The organism is Oceanobacillus sp. FSL H7-0719, assembly GCF_045040795.1.
Classification (GTDB): domain Bacteria; phylum Bacillota; class Bacilli; order Bacillales; family Amphibacillaceae; genus Oceanobacillus.
Window position 1 is genome coordinate 3,553,745 of the sequence record NZ_CP150301.1, and the last position, 17,249, is coordinate 3,570,993.

General features: G+C 37.4%; 14 protein-coding genes. 13 read left to right on the plus strand and 1 reads right to left on the minus strand.

From position 1 onward, the window contains the following. Positions 1-101: 101 nt before the first annotated feature. From NST93_RS18090 to NST93_RS18150, 13 genes are all read left to right on the plus strand, one after another. Complete coding sequence (locus NST93_RS18090) at positions 102-821, plus strand: ABC transporter ATP-binding protein (RefSeq protein ID WP_405099470.1); 720 nt, start codon at positions 102-104, stop codon at positions 819-821. Then, positions 790-3,255 carry an FtsX-like permease family protein gene (locus NST93_RS18095; RefSeq protein WP_405099472.1) on the plus strand — a complete coding sequence of 822 codons (2,466 nt, stop codon included), beginning with the start codon at positions 790-792 and terminating at the stop codon, positions 3,253-3,255. Before NST93_RS18090 ends, NST93_RS18095 begins: the two co-directional genes overlap by 32 nt. Positions 3,256-3,261: 6 nt before the next feature. After that, on the plus strand, positions 3,262-3,768 hold the full coding sequence (locus NST93_RS18100; RefSeq protein ID WP_405099474.1) for a PadR family transcriptional regulator: 507 nt from the start codon (positions 3,262-3,264) through the stop codon (positions 3,766-3,768). A 271-nt stretch (positions 3,769-4,039) separates the two neighbouring features. After that, complete coding sequence (locus NST93_RS18105; protein WP_405103951.1) at positions 4,040-5,278, plus strand: Bcr/CflA family efflux MFS transporter; 1,239 nt, start codon at positions 4,040-4,042, stop codon at positions 5,276-5,278. Between the two features lie 388 nt (positions 5,279-5,666). Next, entirely contained in the window at positions 5,667-6,971 is a 1,305-nt protein-coding gene (locus NST93_RS18110) for a pyrimidine-nucleoside phosphorylase (RefSeq protein ID WP_405099476.1), read from the plus strand. A gap of 45 nt (positions 6,972-7,016) precedes the next feature. Then, positions 7,017-8,198, plus strand: a complete 1,182-nt coding sequence (gene deoB, locus NST93_RS18115) for a phosphopentomutase (protein ID WP_405099478.1) — start codon at positions 7,017-7,019, stop codon at positions 8,196-8,198. An 11-nt stretch (positions 8,199-8,209) separates the two neighbouring features. Further along, positions 8,210-9,037, plus strand: coding sequence for a purine-nucleoside phosphorylase (locus tag NST93_RS18120; protein WP_405099480.1), 828 nt, complete (start codon positions 8,210-8,212; stop codon positions 9,035-9,037). A 90-nt stretch (positions 9,038-9,127) separates the two neighbouring features. Beyond that, positions 9,128-9,778: a deoxyribose-phosphate aldolase gene (deoC, locus tag NST93_RS18125; protein ID WP_405099482.1), complete on the plus strand. Its 651-nt coding sequence runs from the start codon at positions 9,128-9,130 to the stop codon at positions 9,776-9,778. 177 nt (positions 9,779-9,955) lie between these two features. Then, positions 9,956-11,224 (plus strand): NCS2 family permease, encoded by a 1,269-nt coding sequence (locus NST93_RS18130; RefSeq protein WP_405103953.1) that lies wholly within the window; start codon positions 9,956-9,958, stop codon positions 11,222-11,224. Positions 11,225-11,356: 132 nt separating this feature from the next. Continuing rightward, complete coding sequence (locus NST93_RS18135) at positions 11,357-12,079, plus strand: GntR family transcriptional regulator (RefSeq protein ID WP_405099484.1); 723 nt, start codon at positions 11,357-11,359, stop codon at positions 12,077-12,079. 322 nt (positions 12,080-12,401) lie between these two features. Then, positions 12,402-13,589: a NupC/NupG family nucleoside CNT transporter gene (locus tag NST93_RS18140; RefSeq protein WP_405099486.1), complete on the plus strand. Its 1,188-nt coding sequence runs from the start codon at positions 12,402-12,404 to the stop codon at positions 13,587-13,589. 393 nt (positions 13,590-13,982) lie between these two features. After that, positions 13,983-14,582, plus strand: a complete 600-nt coding sequence (locus NST93_RS18145) for a hypothetical protein (protein ID WP_405099488.1) — start codon at positions 13,983-13,985, stop codon at positions 14,580-14,582. Between the two features lie 313 nt (positions 14,583-14,895). Continuing rightward, the gene (locus NST93_RS18150; protein WP_405099490.1) at positions 14,896-16,167 is read left to right on the plus strand and encodes a hypothetical protein; all 1,272 of its coding nucleotides are present in this window, start codon (positions 14,896-14,898) and stop codon (positions 16,165-16,167) included. A gap of 78 nt (positions 16,168-16,245) precedes the next feature. Here the strand turns inward: NST93_RS18150 and NST93_RS18155 are convergent, their stop codons facing one another. Beyond that, a complete protein-coding gene (locus tag NST93_RS18155; RefSeq protein WP_405099492.1) occupies positions 16,246-16,950 on the minus strand; it encodes an SDR family oxidoreductase in 705 nt (234 codons plus the stop codon). Between the last annotated feature and the right edge of the window lie 299 nt (positions 16,951-17,249).

Genomic DNA, 17,249 nt, shown 5'->3' on the forward strand with positions numbered 1-17,249 from the left:
ATAAAAATTATAATTATTTTATTATGATTACAATGATTTGAACTTTCGCTTAATGCATACTTAGTATATAATGAGGGGGAAAAGACAGGAGGAAGTAAAATATGATCAATGTTAAGGGTTTAACAAAGGAATTTAAACAAGGGCAGGAAATAACTCAAGTTTTAAAAGGTGTTGATTTGAATGTGGAAGAGGGAGAGTTTGTGGCTATTATGGGACCAAGTGGTTCTGGGAAAAGCACATTACTTCAGCTTTTAGGCGGTCTTGATATACCAACAGAAGGAGAAATATCAATAAATCAAAGTAATTTAAGTGAAATGACGGAAAAAGAAAGAACAATATTCCGCAGAAAATATATCGGCTTTATATTTCAAAATTATCAGTTGCTTCCTACATTAACGGTAGAAGAAAATATTGCTTTTCCACTTCATGCAGACGGAAGTTTAACAAAGGAAAAGAACCAAATCATTTATGAATTACTTGATTCTGTCGGATTGAAAGGACTTCGTCAAAAGCGTGCTAATTTGCTTAGTGGTGGGCAGCAGCAACGAGTAGCTATCGCAAGGGCACTGGTCAACAGACCTTCCGTATTATTAGCTGATGAACCAACAGGAAATTTAGATAGAAATAAGGCAGAAGAAATTCTCGGATTGATATCAAGATTTAATCGAGAAAATAATCAAACGATCATCATGGTTACACATGATATTTTCGCAGCTGGATTTGCAGATCGAATTATTCTTTTTAGAGATGGGGTTATTGACCAAGTAATTTCCAGAAAGGATGAAGATTATGCTAAATATATGGCGAATTTCATGGCGTAATATCACACAAAATAAAAAACGCTTTCTCATTTCCATGCTTGGGATTATCCTAGGCATAGCGTTTGTAACATCTATGCTCATTGCAGATCGAACAACGAAAGATGTATTTAATTATTATGAACAAATGTATGTAGCGAATGCGGATTATTGGATTCTGAGCGATGAACAAACCTATTCTGAAGCTGCTGTTTCTCCCGTTTTTACTAGTCCAGCAGTAACCGAAACATTGCTCGCTCTTGATAAACAAGCTTTTTTTGAGCTTCCGGGTGACCAATCTTTAAGTCAAAGATCTGTACGAATTACAGGTGTAAATGATCAAAATAGTTCCTTGCTGAAACTGCCTGTTATTGAAGGAACTCTAGATAATGAAGGATTGGTTATATCTGAGGTTGTTGCAGACCTGTTAAATAAAAGGGTTGGAGACACAATAGCGTTTACTGGTTTGGGTGAAGCTAAAGTTTCAGCTATTGTTGAATATACCCAGCTGCTCGCAAGTCCGAGCGACTGGGAGGGGGCAGAACAAAAAAGCTTTCGAGTTATGGCTCCGCTTGATATGTTAAGGGAATGGACTGATATGGAAAACGAGCTTTCATATTTAAGGTTCCAAACCAATAAAGAAGGAGAGCAACTTTTTCAAACTTTCCAAGAAGAAGCGATTGATTCAAATGTCTATATACAGCCAGTTGTTGCTGATGATTTACAAAGCAACGACATCGGGGGCATTTATTCATTCTTTTATTTAATTGCAGGGTTATCCATGTTTATTAGCGGGTTCATTGTTTTTAATATGATTTATACAAGTGTTATGGAGAGGAAAAAAGAATTTGCGATAATGAAGAGTTTTGGTTACCTTCAACGCTCAGTTTCTAAACTTATTTTTGTTGAAGTAATAATACTAGCGTTAATAAGTACTGTTATTGGAGTACCATTAGGAATATGGCTCGGAGATATGTTCATGCAAACTTTGTTAGGTGTATTCGAATTTGATATGGTTTACACATTAAATTGGAAAATGCCAACGCTAATAGCAATAATTGTTGGGATTTTATTTCCTGTTCTATTCTCTTTATTTCCTATTTACAATGCGGGGAAAACCTCTGTGTTATTAACATTAAAAATGGAAAATCAAACGAATCAATCAAGAAGACAGCTTCTGTTGAGAGCTGTTGTCGGGGTTTGCCTACTATTATTTGTTATAATTGATCATCCAGTCTCATATATAGCTGTTTTTGCAGGTGTCATTTTGTTGTTTCCTTTACTGCTTTTAGGAATGAATTGGATATTTAAACCTGTTTTGAAGTTATTATTTGGGTACCCTGGCAGTCTGGCAGCCCAAGGTCTTAAGCAACAATTAAATCGAAATGCCAACACTGCGGCTGTTCTTGCTGTAGGGATAGCGGTGATATTATTATTAAGTGCTGTTATCGAATCTGCTCCTGAGGGTTATGAGAATGAAATCAGGGATACGTATGGGGGCGATTTAAGAGTTTCTTCAGAAGCACCTTGGTCTAAAGAAGATAAAGCAATATTGCAATCTTATGATGCTGTTGCCACTGTTGAACCATTAATTGAAGCAACACCAATTACATGGGAAACAATTGATAGAGAGGAAAGACAGTTTTCCATTTATGGCGTAGATAGGGAAGGACCTGCATTATTTGAGAGTTCTAATAAAGGAAAATTATATAACGAGCTGACAAAGGAACCATCTATTCTTCTTGGGGAAAGAGCATTTGATGAATGGGGCGGAAATGTAGGAGATTATATTTACATGAATACACCCGCTGGCAAACAACAACTTCGGGTCATTGACGTTGTTAAAACATCGAATTATTCTGGTTATGTCGCCTTTATGGATGAAAACTACCTTATGAATGAATTTGGCTGGGCGAATAGTTTTGATATGCTGCTAACTCTAAATGAGGGATATACCGGTGAACAATTAAGAGAACAGTTATGGCTGGATTTCAGCAATCACCTTTCAAAGGCTGAAACGGTCGAAGATGAAATAGATTCAACTACTTCAGCGTTTTCTGGCATGAATGAGTTAATTCTTACCATGCTTATTTTAATCATTGCATTAGCTAGTATTGGTACAGCAAATACTTTATTAATGAACACCTTGGAGCGCAAGAGCGAGATAGGAACAATGCGAGCGCTTGGATTTACAAAACAGCAAGTTAGAAAAATGATAATCGGAGAAGGCCTGCTTATCGGTTTGTCAGGAGTTACTGGAGGAATCATTACAGGTATGCTTTTACTTTATACCGCGAGCCAATCTGAACTTTTCCAAGGATTTATTTCTTTCCAATTGCCTTTAGGCAATATTGCACTGGCATTAATTACTGGCATATTCTTAAGTCTCCTGGCATCATGGATTTCTAGCGCGAATGCTAGTAAAGTTAATATCATAGTTTCACTTAAAGAAGGTTGAGCAATTATGTCAGTTAAATATGGAATATTAGCGTTGTTATATTTCCAAAAAAATCATGGATATGAACTAAAGATAGAGATAGAATCACTTCTCGTAACGAAAGGAAAGATTAATCCTGGCCAAATTTATACAACTCTCGATCGTTTAATCCGTGATCAGCTTGTCTCTTCCGTAGGGATGGATGACCAGGAAAGAAAACTTTATGATATAACGGAAGCTGGTATTAAGGAGTTGGAAAACTGGTTGCTGGAACCTGTATTCTATCAACCAGGCAAGGATGACTTCCACTTTAAATGGAGCTGCGCTCGAAAGGTTGGTTTTGAATATGAGAAGAAAATGCTTGATCAGCAAAAAGCAATAATCATGAGGGAAGTAATGGAGTTTACTAAATTAAAAACGGAATATCTTCTTCAGGGTGATGAAAACAGATATCTATTAATAACAGGCAAACTCCTGCATTTAGAAGCAGAACTGAATTGGATTCACCAAGTTGAAAATCGAAATAATTCTTAAGTTTTTATAAGTTCATCTGTTTGAAAGTCAATAATTTATGAGCTAGAGTTATAGAGTCAGCTTGATCTGTGTGCCTTTAGAACTGTCAGAGATTCTTATGAGTAACTGGAGTCAAGTCTACTTAATGGAACATAAATAATGTTGAAGCTTTCCTGGTTGATGAATCACTAACAATAAAGAAGAAAAACGCCTCAAAAGGAAGAAAAAATATAGGGGATATAAGTAATGTTGTTTGGAGTGATGACGGATGATAGATGAAAAAGAAGCAGCGATACAACATAACCCAAAAGGAGCAGAACGATTTGGATTAGCTCTGCTCCTTGGATTGTTCGCATTTTTGGGGCCGCTTAATATTGATATGTATTTGCCTAGTTTTCCAGGAATTGCACAGGATTTAGATACAAGTGCTACACTTGTACAATCCAGTTTAACGGCATGTTTACTTGGACTTGCGATTGGCCAAATGTTTATTGGACCAATTAGTGATGTAGCGGGAAGAAGAAAACCATTATTAATCGCTACTTCCCTGTTTGCCGTAGCCTCCGTGCTTTGTGCCTTTGCTCCTAATATTGGAATATTAATTGCAGCACGTTTCTTGCAGGGATTAACTGCTTCCGCGGGGGTCGTTCTCTCACGTGCAGTTGTAAGGGATGTTTTCAGTGGACCAGCACTAACGAAGTTCTTCTCTCTGTTAATGGTTATTAATGCTGTTGCTCCAATGCTGGCTCCCATGATTGGCGGTTTTATTCTGTCTTTTGAATCGGCTAATTGGAAAAGTATCTTTATCTTTTTAGGTTTTATTGGGGTGCTGATGGTAATCGTTGCTGCCCTTAAATTAAAGGAAACATTGCCCCCTCATAAACGGATTCCAAGTTCTCCAGGGGCTTCGCTCATGACAATGCGTGATTTATTGAAAGACCGCACCTTTATTGGATATGCTTTAGTGGTCGGTTTCATTCATGGAGGCAGTTTTGCTTATGTATCGGGTACTCCATTTGTTTATCAGGAAATCTACGGGGTATCACCTCAAGTGTTTAGTGTGTTATTTGGAATAAATGGATTGGCAATTATAACAGGAAGCTTTCTTATTGGACGTTTAAGTGGTATTATTCCAGAAAAAACACTGCTCCAAACGGCTGTCGTAACTGCACTGATGGCAACGTCCTTGCTGCTTGTCATGACCATTATCGAAGGCCCTTTAGCTTCACTGGTTATTTTAATTTTTATTTACATGATTACAATGGGAATGATTACAACAAGCACGTTTACATTAGGGATGGCAAGTCAAGGCCATCGTGCCGGAAGTGCAAGTGCTGTTTTAGGTATGCTTCCACTATTGCTTGGATCATTCTTTTCTCCACTGGCGGGTATTAAGGCATCAGCAGTTCCAATGGGGACAATATTATTTACAACATCCCTGGTTGGATTTATCGTTTTCTTTACACTTGTCAAACGACCTGAAGGAAGAAGAAAACATCCATTTGTAAAGATTTTAAAAATGAAGAGATAGGATGTATTTTAGTTAGACAGGTACTTCTGAATTAATTAAGCAACGACCTGGCATATTTAGCATGAGAAAAAATATAAAAAAAAGAAAAAATGATTCGATATAGGATCATTTTTTTTGTTCATAAATGTTAGAAAACAGGGAAGATATAGAAGGATAGGGGAGGAGTAATGAATAGAGATGAACAAGGAAGCTGCCCTGCTTTCTAATTTATTACTGTCATGATAATTTAGCAATAAAACATTTGACTTGTAGGACGTCCAATCTTATACTGGTTGTAGAACAACTGAAAGGGTTTTCCATGATGAATTTGTTGGATGTCTATAGGATAAATTAGACAAGAGTAAACGTGATAATTTATGTATTTTATAAAAAGGAAGGTGCTTTTTAAATGAGAATGGTAGATGTGATTGAAAAGAAACGGGATGGCCTTGAATTAACGAAAGAAGAAATCAACTTTGCTATTGAAGGATACACGAATGGTGACGTTCCTGATTATCAGATGTCTGCTTTACTAATGGCTATTTATTTCCAAGATATGACGACTGAAGAACGCGTAAACCTGACAAAAGCGATGGTTGAGTCTGGAGATCAAGTTGATTTATCTAAGATAGATGGTGTGAAAGTAGATAAGCATTCTACCGGTGGAGTAGGTGATACAACAACATTAATTCTTGCTCCTCTTGTTGCATCTGTAGGTGTGCCTGTTCCGAAAATGTCTGGACGCGGTCTGGGACATACGGGCGGTACGGTTGATAAACTCGAGTCCATAGAAGGATTCCAAGTTGAACTGGATTCAAAAACATTCATTGAACTTGCAAATAAAAATAAGGTTGCAGTTGTTGGCCAGAGTGGCAATTTAACTCCTGCTGATAAAAAGATATACAGCTTACGCGATGTTACCGGAACGGTGAATGCTATTCCACTAATCGCAAGCTCTATCATGAGTAAAAAAATTGCTTCTGGAACAGATGCGATTGTGCTTGACGTGAAAACTGGAAGTGGCGCATTTATGAAGACATTGGAAGACTCTAAAGAATTAGCACATGCTATGGTGCAAATTGGAAATGGCGCGGGCAGAGAAACGATTGGTGTTATTTCAGACATGAACCAGCCATTAGGTTATGCGGTTGGAAATGCGCTTGAAGTGAAGGAAGCCATTGATACGCTTAGAGGAAAAGGACCTGAAGATTTACATGATCTCTGTTTAGAGCTTGGCAGCCGTATGGTTTATCTCGGTAAGAAAGCTGACTCTATTGAAGAAGCGAAAGAGATGCTTGAAGAAGCAATTAAATCAGGTCAAGCTATTGAAACATTTAAAACGATGATTGAAGCTCAAGGTGGCGATGCTTCGATTGTTGATGCACCAGAACAACTTCCTGCAGCGTCATTGACTTTTGAAGTGGAAGCAAAAGAAGGTGGATATATTTCTGAAATCATTGCTAATGAGATTGGGATTGCAGCAAGCCTCTTAGGTGCAGGACGTATGACAAAAGAATCGGAAATCGATTTAGCAGTAGGACTTGTTTTAAATAAAAAAGTCGGTGACCAAGTAACAAAAGGAGAATCACTTGTAACAATTCATAGTAATAGTGAAGATGTATCAGAAGTGATAGAAAAAATTTATGATTCATACTCAATCTCAAAAGAAAAAGTAGAAAAAAGACCACTTATTTATGATGTAATTGATGAATAATAAGCTGATGTGGAACAACATCTATTTAAAAAGGAGTGAAAGATAATGGATCATATATTTAAACGAGTATTTTTAGTTGTTATGGACTCAGTAGGTATTGGTGAGGCTCCAGATGCAGACAAATATAATGATATAGGGGCAGATACCCTTGGGCATATTGCTGAACATATGAATGGACTTCATATGCCTAATATGGGGAAACTAGGATTAAGTAATATTCGCGAATTAAAAGGGATTGAACCTGCAGAAAAGCCGCTTGCACATTATACAAAAATGCAAGAAGCTTCTGCTGGAAAGGATACAATGACTGGTCACTGGGAAATTATGGGTCTTTATATCGACACACCATTCCGTACCTTCCCGGATGGCTTCCCAGATGAAGTTATTCAAAAACTGGAAAAAAAATCGGGACGCAAAGTCATTGCTAATAAACCAGCTTCTGGAACAGAAATTCTTGATGAACTAGGAAAAGAACATATGGAAACAGGGGCATTGATTGTTTATACATCAGCAGATTCTGTTTTGCAAATCGCTGCTCATGAAGAAATTGTTCCGCTCGAAGAATTATATGAACTCTGTGAGTATGCCCGTGAAGTATTAAATGACCCTAAGTATATGGTTGGTCGTGTGATTGCGCGTCCATTCATCGGGGAACCAGGGAATTTTGCACGGACTGCCAACCGGCATGATTATGCCTTGAAGCCTTTTGGACGCACCGTGATGAGTGAACTGAAGGATGCAAAAAAAGACGTAATTGCAATCGGTAAAATTTCTGATATCTTCGATGGTGAGGGAGTTACACAATCACTTCGAACGGTCTCCAACATGGATGGAATGGATAAACTTCTTGAGACGATGGACATGGACTTTACTGGTTTAAGCTTTTTGAATTTAGTAGATTTTGATGCGAATTATGGCCATCGCCGTAATCCGCAAGGTTATGGGGAAGCACTTGAGGCGTACGATGCAAGGCTGCCAGAAGTCTTTGGGAAATTAAGGGACGATGATTTACTTATTATCACAGCGGACCATGGTAATGACCCAGTTCATCATGGGACAGATCATACACGGGAGTATGTTCCATTGCTCGTGCATCATAAAGGGATAACAGAGGGAAAAGAATTGCCAATCTGTAAAACCTTTGCGGATATTGGTGAGACGGTCGCAGAAAACTTTCAAGTTAAAAGTCCCGAGTTTGGTAAGAGCTTTTTAAATGAAATCAAGTGAGGTGGAGAAATATGAATAAAGCTGCAATTGATAAAGCTGCAACTTTTATTGGTGGCAAATTGACAAAACTCCCTGAGATTGGTCTAATTCTTGGTTCTGGTCTTGGTGTTCTCGCAGATGAAATAGAAAATCCAGTAATGATTCCATATGGTGATATTCCAGATTTTCCTGTTTCAACTGTGGAAGGCCATGCTGGAAGACTTGTAATTGGTGAACTGGAAGAGAAAACAGTACTCGCCATGCAGGGGCGTTTTCACTATTATGAAGGATATGGTCTGGATGAAGTGACATTCCCTGTCCGTGTGATGAAACAACTTGGTATTGAAAAAGTCATTGTTACGAATGCTGCCGGCGGAGTCAATCCAGAATTTGAAGCAGGCGATTTAATGATGATTACCGACCATATTAATAATGTTGGAATTAATCCTTTAATCGGACCAAATGATGGAGATTTAGGCGTGCGTTTCCCGGATATGTCCAGCGCTTATGACCCTGCGTACCAAGAACTTATCGAACAGGTAGCAAAAGATTTAGGAATTTCTTTACAAAAAGGTGTTTATGTATGGAACAGTGGACCGAGTTACGAAACACCAGCAGAAATTCGCATGCTGCAAAAAGTGGGGGGAGATGCAGTTGGAATGTCTACGGTTCCTGAAGTGGTTGTAGCACAGCATAGTGGTATGAAGGTACTTGGTCTATCTTGTATTTCGAATATGGCTGCAGGGATTTTAGATCAGCCTTTATCACACGAGGAAGTAATTGAAACGACAGAAAAGGTAAGAGAGGATTTCCTTAAATTAGTTAAAGGAATCGTTCGCAATTTACCAGGAACGATGTAAATAGATTGTTTAAATTACATGTTGATATACAAATCCAGGTGTGTTTGTAACTGGATAGTTACCAAAGAATGATTAAATGAGGTGGAAATGATGACAAAGAATTTAGCAAAAAAAATCGATCATACATTATTGAAAGCAGATGCAGTCAAGGAACAAATTGTAACATTATGTGAGGAAGCAAAGGAACATAATTTTTATTCTGTATGTGTAAATCCAACATGGGTGGATGAAGCTTCTAAGCAGTTAGAAGGTTCGGATGTAGAAGTTTGTACAGTAATCGGTTTCCCATTAGGAGCAAATACAACAGCAACAAAAGAATTTGAAACAAAAGATGCTATCGAAAATGGTGCAACAGAAGTAGACATGGTTATAAATATTGGCCAGCTGAAAGCAAAAGATGATGGAGCTGTTGAAAAGGATATTCGCGCTGTCGTTGATGCTGCTAAAGGCAAGGCACTTGTTAAAGTAATTATTGAGGCTAGTTTGCTTACGGAAGAAGAAAAAGTACGTGCATGTGAGCTCTCTGTAAAAGCTGGTGCAGATTATGTGAAAACCTCTACAGGATTTTCTACTGGAGGAGCAACTGCAGAGGATATCAAGCTCATGCGTGAAACAGTAGGACCTGACATTGGTGTGAAAGCCTCAGGTGGTGTACGTGATAAAAAAGATGCACTCGCAATGATTGAAGCAGGTGCAAGCCGAATTGGTGCAAGCTCAGGCATCAAAATCGTTACGGAATAAATAATAGTACAACGTTAGATTTAGAAGTTTAGTGTTAGAATTCAACTAGTAATGAATATACTGCATATTCATTACTAGTATTGAACTTCTGAATATCGGTCATTACAAGACTGGGTGGGCGAGGGCATTTAGAAGGAAGTAGACACATTGAAAGAAAAATTAAATCATTTAACTGGTATGTATGATAGAGGATCAAATCTAACAAGGGAAATTCAAGCAGGTTTGATTTCGTTTTTTGCGATTGTATATATTATTGTCGTGAACGCAACAATACTTTCGGATGCAGGCATTCCAATTGAGGGTGCAGTGTGGGCGACAATTATCACGTCCATGGCTGGATGTCTTATTGTAGGATTTGGAGCGAACGTTCCATTAATACTCGTCCCAGGCATGGGTGTTAATGCAATGTTCACATATACGTTCGTCCATGCGATGGGTTTGAGCTGGCAGGAAGCATTGGCCGCTGTTTTTGTATCTGGGATTGTTTTCGTGCTTATATCATTTACTCGGCTCGCCCATGTGCTCGCTGCTTCGATTCCAAATACTCTAAAAGAGGCCATCAGTGTCGGATTGGGTTTGTTTCTTGCATTTCTTGGGTTAGAAAAGAGCCAAATCATTGTACGGGGTGAACACGCACTTCTCGCCCTTGGTGATATCGGAAGTCTGGAAGTTCTGGCATTTTTATTAACCTTTATCATCGCGTTAGGAGTATTTTTGCGTAACATACCAGGTCATTTCTTAATTACTATTTTTGCTGGAACAATGATTGCTTGGTTATTTGGCTTAATTGATACAGGCCAAATGGAAGCATCTGGTTTATCTTTATCTGATTATGCAGGTGTGTTTAATGCAATGTCTTTTGAAGGAATCATGTCCATTACATTCTGGATCGCTGTCTTCTCACTGACGATGGTTCTCGTATTTGAAAATATTGGACTCGTTAGCGGACAAATCAAACAGGCTGCACAGTCGGATGATAAGTTTGCACCAGCTATGCGTTCTGTTTCTGTCTCAGCGATGCTGAGCGGTCTATTTGGTTCAAGCCCAACAGTTTCGACGGTTGAAGGGGCTGCTGGAATTGCCGCAGGAGGAAGAACAGGTATCACATCGATTGTGACAGGTTTGCTGTTTTTAGCAGCATCTCTTTTCATACCATTGATTAAACTAATTCCTGGAAGTGCTATCTCACCAATATTAATTATTATTGGTGGACTTATGGTGCTAAATATTAAAAACATTAACTTTAATGATTTGTCGGAAGCTTTTCCAGCATTTTTGATTATTACAATGATTCCATTTACATACAGTATTGCAGATGGAATGGCTTTTGGCTTCATTGCTTATCCATTAGCTAAGCTTGCAGTCGGCAAAGCGAAAGAAGTATCCATGCCACTCTATATTATTGCTTTATTGTTTCTCATTAACTTTTTATTACAGGCAATTTAATTAAAATGGGGAAAGAGGGTTCAAGTATACCGAATCTATCCTCTTTCTTTGTTTTAGTTATCGAAATTCATTCATTGTATTGTAAGCGTTTTGACCATGTTATACAATATAAAATGGAAAGGGGAGGGCCTTTTGAAAACTCATTATCAGAAACCACGCTATTTAATCGTTATAGAAGAGATTCGGGAAAAAATAAATAATGGAGAACTGCAGTCTGGAGAACGGTTGCCTTCAGAAACTTCTCTAGCAAAAGGACTAGGTGTATCGAGAAATACACTCAGAGAAGCACTGAGGATTTTAGAAGAAGAGAATATTATTATCCGCAAACATGGGATTGGTACCTTTGTTAATAGGAAACCTGTTTTCCAAGGTGGTATAGAGGAATTATTTAGTATAACAGAATTAATTGAAAGAGAAGGAAAGGAACCTGGAACAGAAATATTGTTTACAGGTTATGTAGAACCGCACCAGGATGATATCAAGGAGCTGGAGTTAAAGGAAGATGAACAGGTTTTCCTAGTAAAGCGTGTTCGAACTGCTGGAGATACACCATTAGTTTATTGTATCGATAAAGTTCCAGACAGTATTCTTCAAAAAGGATATAAACTAAGAGAAGAATCTATTTTTAATTCACTAGAGGATGCAGGTATAGTAATTCACCATGCTGAGTCTCAGATTAGTACGATATCCTATCATAATGAGATATCAAAAATTATGAACTGTGATCATCATAGCCCGCTTCTAGTATTGCGACAAGTTCATTTTGATGATTCAAATCGCCCAGTGCTCTACTCAATTAATTATTTTCGTTCCGATCAAATTACGTTTAACGTACTGAGAAGAAGAGTATTTTAATAGTATTGCTAGTTAATCCCATTACTGTAAGTTCTTATTCATTATTTTATATGGAATCTAAAAAAATATAAAAAGGCACTTGACCTGTAGGACGTCTGACCTTATAATGTTTATAGAAACAATGTAAACCTTTTCACATTGTTTGGTTAACATGACGTTCAAAAGCCAGATAATTTTCTGCTTCCAGAATTCTGGAAGCAAAAATTTAAGTTCTACTTGTAGGACGTCCAATCATCTACAGATAAATGAAAATAGTTAGAATTAAATTATTTTCTTAATGTAAGCTGTTTCACGAAAACAGCAAAATAAAGGAGGAAAAATAATGGATATTATCCTAGGCATTTTAGGGATAGCCGTCATCTTAGGTTTAGCATATATTTTTTCCAACGATAAGAAAAATATCAACTTTAAAGGTATTGGAATTATGCTTCTCCTGCAGCTTGTTATTACATGGTTTATGTTTTCAACAGAAATTGGGGCTAAGATTATCAATGGCATATCTGCTGTTTTTAATAAATTGATTGAATTTGGACAAGAAGGTATAGGCTTTGTTCTTGGTGGATTCGAAATTCAAGAAGGTGGCGTTTTCTTCTTTAATGTACTTTTACTAATCATTTTCTTTGCCACACTTCTATCTGTTTTAAACTATTTAAAGATCTTGCCAACCATTATTAAATGGGTAGGTGGCTTAGTTTCTAAAATCACCGGGATTCCTAAAATCGAATCTTTTAATGGTGTAAACAGTATCTTCTTTGGACAATCTGAGGCATTGCTGGCGATTAAAGCGCAATTTCACCATTTAAACAGTAATCGACTTTATATGGTTAGTGCTTCTGCGATGAGTTCTGTATCGGCTTCCATTATTGGAGCATATATTCAAATCCTCCCGGCAGAATATATCCTTGTTGCATTGCCGTTAAATATGTTTGGTGCTTTGATGATTTCATCTATTATTGCTCCAATCAATGTAAAGAAAGAAGAAGACATAGTTGATGTTCAAGATGTTACGACAGATAAGAGTATTTTCGAAGCGATGGGAAATGGAGCGCTTGATGGTGGAAAAATCGCTCTAATCGTTGCAGCCAACCTTATGGCATTTATTGCAGCCTTAGGACTGGTTAACTGGATAATTGAATCCATTCTGGCAGGTGTTACGCTGCAGCAGATTCTGGGATATGTCCTTGCACCGCTTTCCTTCTTAATGGGAATTGCACCTGGTGAAATTATTGAAGCAGGCTCTATTATGGGAACAAAGATTGTAACGAACGAATTCGTAGCTATGCTGGAATTCCAGCCATTAATGGAAACAATGTCTGAGAAAACGATTGGTATTGTAACAGTCTTCCTGACAAGCTTTGCTAACTTCTCTTCTATTGGTATCATTGCTGGAACAGTTAAAGGTATTGATGGAGAGAAAGCGAGTGTCGTTTCCGGATTCGGTATGAAACTTCTATTTGGTTCTATTCTTGTATCGATTCTATCCGCAACGATTGCTGGTTTGTTCCTGTAAAAGCAAAAGCGAAAGCATATTGTAAAATACCTAATTAATAATTATAAATATAGATAATAGTATGATGTTAAAAAAGCCTGATAATGTCAGGCTTTTTTTAATTAGAATAATACACCAGGCTTAACAGATATGTTAACGTAATCCTTATTATGATAAAATTATGCTTAGTTAATAAAGGGGGGGTAAATTGCCACAACCAGACCTGTTTTAGAATTTTGGAACAGATTCGCAGATATTCCAAGAGTGGTGTACGAAACTGCGGAACCAGTATTTTAAACTAAGAATGGTTATGGTGGCATGGTGATAATGAAAAACGTTAAAAGATAATGAAAGAAAGTGTAATTTTAGATAAAAAATAAATAGTAATGTCACTAAACAGACAGGGGGAAATGAATGGGAAATTCATTTAAGGCAATGATTTTTGGCTATTTGCTGCCGCTATCTATAGCAGGGATGGTAGCTTTTATTCCGGACTATGACGGGCAGTACATAAAATGGATTGTTATGATTTTTATTATACTGTTGGGAATGCCGATTGTATTAACAATTCGTTTCCCTAAAAACAAGGAGAAAGCTTATAAGCTGACAATGACATATCAATTATACGCATTCATCTTCTTTTTTACTTTTCCCCTGCTGAAGGTGTTAAAAGGAAACATTATTTTTCAATTGCTGTTAATCGGTTTATTTATTGGGGTTTACTTTTTGGCAAGGTTTGATCAGCGAACGGAAGTACCAATTGTTTTCCCGGGTGTTGATAAAAAGATAAAAAAAATTGCATATATATATTATGCGATTCCGGTCTTGCTTACCGTTTTAAGCTTGGGCGGAGGAGATTATGTCGTAATAAATAGGGCGTTTTTAAATTATGGTGCTGGATTCATGATGCCTTACATTGCAATCGTACTCTATCTGTGGTCGTGCTGGCTCTTTTTCTTTGTCTGTTCCTTCGCATATAAATCGCATGTGAAAGAGGGATATTTGGAGAAATAAAATACATATGCAATAAATATAGTGAAAACATGGAGAAGTGTTATGTGAAGCTTGTTCCCTCCATATCTAGTCTAATTAAGCAAAATTACCCAAAGCAGTTAGAAGTCTTTTCGAAAAAGGAGACTTCCAGCTGTTTTTTATTTTCCAAATAAGGTTTATTATCTCTATATATGAGTACTTAAAAGAGCTTGCTTCAACGTATGAAATAATATGTTTTTATACGAAGTGGTAAAAGTTAGGATTCATATCAAGATTAATAGACGAGCAAATAAAAACTGTTTGTAATCAATGTCAGGAAGGGATGGAAAAGTAAGTGAAAAAATTGTTTTACTTCATTATTATCATTACTATATTTACATTTTTACTTGCAGGTTGCGGCGAAGAAAATAATGAAACTGCTGGCGACAATAACACGAATAACACGAGTAAAGAAAAAGCAAAAGAACCAGCAGCTCAATACGAGGAAGTTACAACATTTGCATTGAAAGGTCCGGTTACAACATTGAACTTTAACCTCGATGAAGACGGGGATACGTTGCTGTGGGGAGAAAATGACGGTGGTTTCGGGGATGCATTAAGACGAAATGTCTGGGTTGATGACGAAGTGAAAAGTCTGGATTTCGAGTTGTTTAATCAATTTTCTTTTTTAACACCAACAGGTTACATTATCAGTAAGGAAAATAATCCTAATGCTCCTGAGGGAGAAAAATATTCAATTATTGAATACAATCCGAGTACAGAAGAGGTAGAGAAATACCCTGCAAAAAATAGTTTTGATGATATCCTTCTGCCTGGTAAAGGTACATATTTACAAGAACCAAAGATTTATGTTCATACAGATACAAACCCAAATATAGAGAAAGAAAATGGTACATATATCTGGGATGTTGAAAAGAATGAATTTATCGTGTTAAGTTTTATTGACGACATAAAAGAAGAAGTTGGAGAAATAACGAGCTATGCTAATTTACTATTAAACAAGGATGCCTCCAAGGTGTATGGAAGTGTGTTGGAGGAAGGGATCTTCTCGTATGATGTGAAATCTGGCACAACAGAAAGATTGCTTGCTTCTACGAATATTTTACCTCAATCAGACAAGGATGCCTCCAAGGTGTATGGAAGTGTGTTGGAGGAAGGGATCTTCTCGTATGATGTGAAATCTGGCACAACAGAAAGATTGCTTGCTTCTACGAATATTTTACCTCAATCAGATGTTTCCCCAGTACTAAGTGAGGATGAAAAATACATGATTTATGGTGAAGTTGATCCCGAAGCATCGGAAGTTATTTACGCTTACAAAGCTTTGAACTTGGAAACAGACGAGACAATTGAGCTGGGAGACGGAAAGGACGTCATCGCGCTAACAGATGGAAATGTCATTATCATTGATAAAAGTGAGGTAACGCTGTTTGACTTCGATACCGGTAAATTGGAAACAATCCATACGATTGAACTGGAAGAGAATCAGAAAATGAATAACTTAACAGTGAGCCTGGATGGAAGCACGATTGCGTATGGTTATGAAACAGAAGGCGAAGATGATGAAGAGGATACGTACCATATGAGTATTTTACGAAAAAACTAAGATACAGATTGTAAAGAGAGAGACTGGATATATTCAGGTCTCTCCTTTTTGTTTATTTAAAATGCTGCAGAGTAATTATTATACAGGTCTGACGAGAATCTCATTTACATTCACATAATCTGGCTGGGTTACCGCATAAACGACCGCGCGAGCAATATCAGCAGGAACAAGTTTTTTCCTGCCATTATCAAAAGGACTTTCCGAACTTAATGGTGTTTCCACCATACCTGGGGAAATACTGGTCACGCGTACACCGGTTTTGGCAAGTTCCTTTTCCAGTCCAGTGGAAATTGCACGCACAGCAAATTTCGTTGCACAGTACACAGTTAGTCGCTCTGTAACTTCAAATCCTGAATCGGAAGCAATATTAACAATGTGGCCGCTTCCTCTTTCCTTCATCTCAGGTAAAACAGAATGAATTCCGTAAAGAACTCCTTTAATATTAATATCAATCATCTGTTCCCAGTTTGTGACGTCTCCCTCTGAAACTCTGCTCGAACCCATTTTCCCGGCATTATTAACATATATATCTACACTCCCAAATGCTTGTTTTGCGCGTTTCGCGAGTGAGTCAACATCCTTTTGATTTGTTACGTCAGTTTTAATACGCAGTGTCTTTTCCTGCTGATTAATTTCATTTGCTATTTCTGTAAGTTTAGCTTCATTTCTTGCGGCAAGCACTACATTTGCCCCTGCCCCGGCCAGTTCTTTTGCAATTGCAGTTCCAATTCCACTGCTTGCCCCTGTTACGATTGCTGTTTTTCCCTCTAATTGTTTTGCCACAAAATTTGCCTCCTAATATTTAAAACGGATTTATATTAATATTGAAAATAATTCATACAAAATACAATGTTATCATGACACCATACCTGATTCAAAAATAAACACTTAGCTTTTAGAAATACGATAAACGCGTATATAGTGAACAGAAGCGATTCATTAACGTGATTTGGTATTTTGAAATATCCGGTTTGTACAGGCAGTGAAGTCTTTTCAACCCTCGTTTGAACCAGTTTATCATTCGAGTAAAGTTCATTAATGAAACTTTCAAGTATGAGTTTTGGTCATAAAAAAAGTAATCT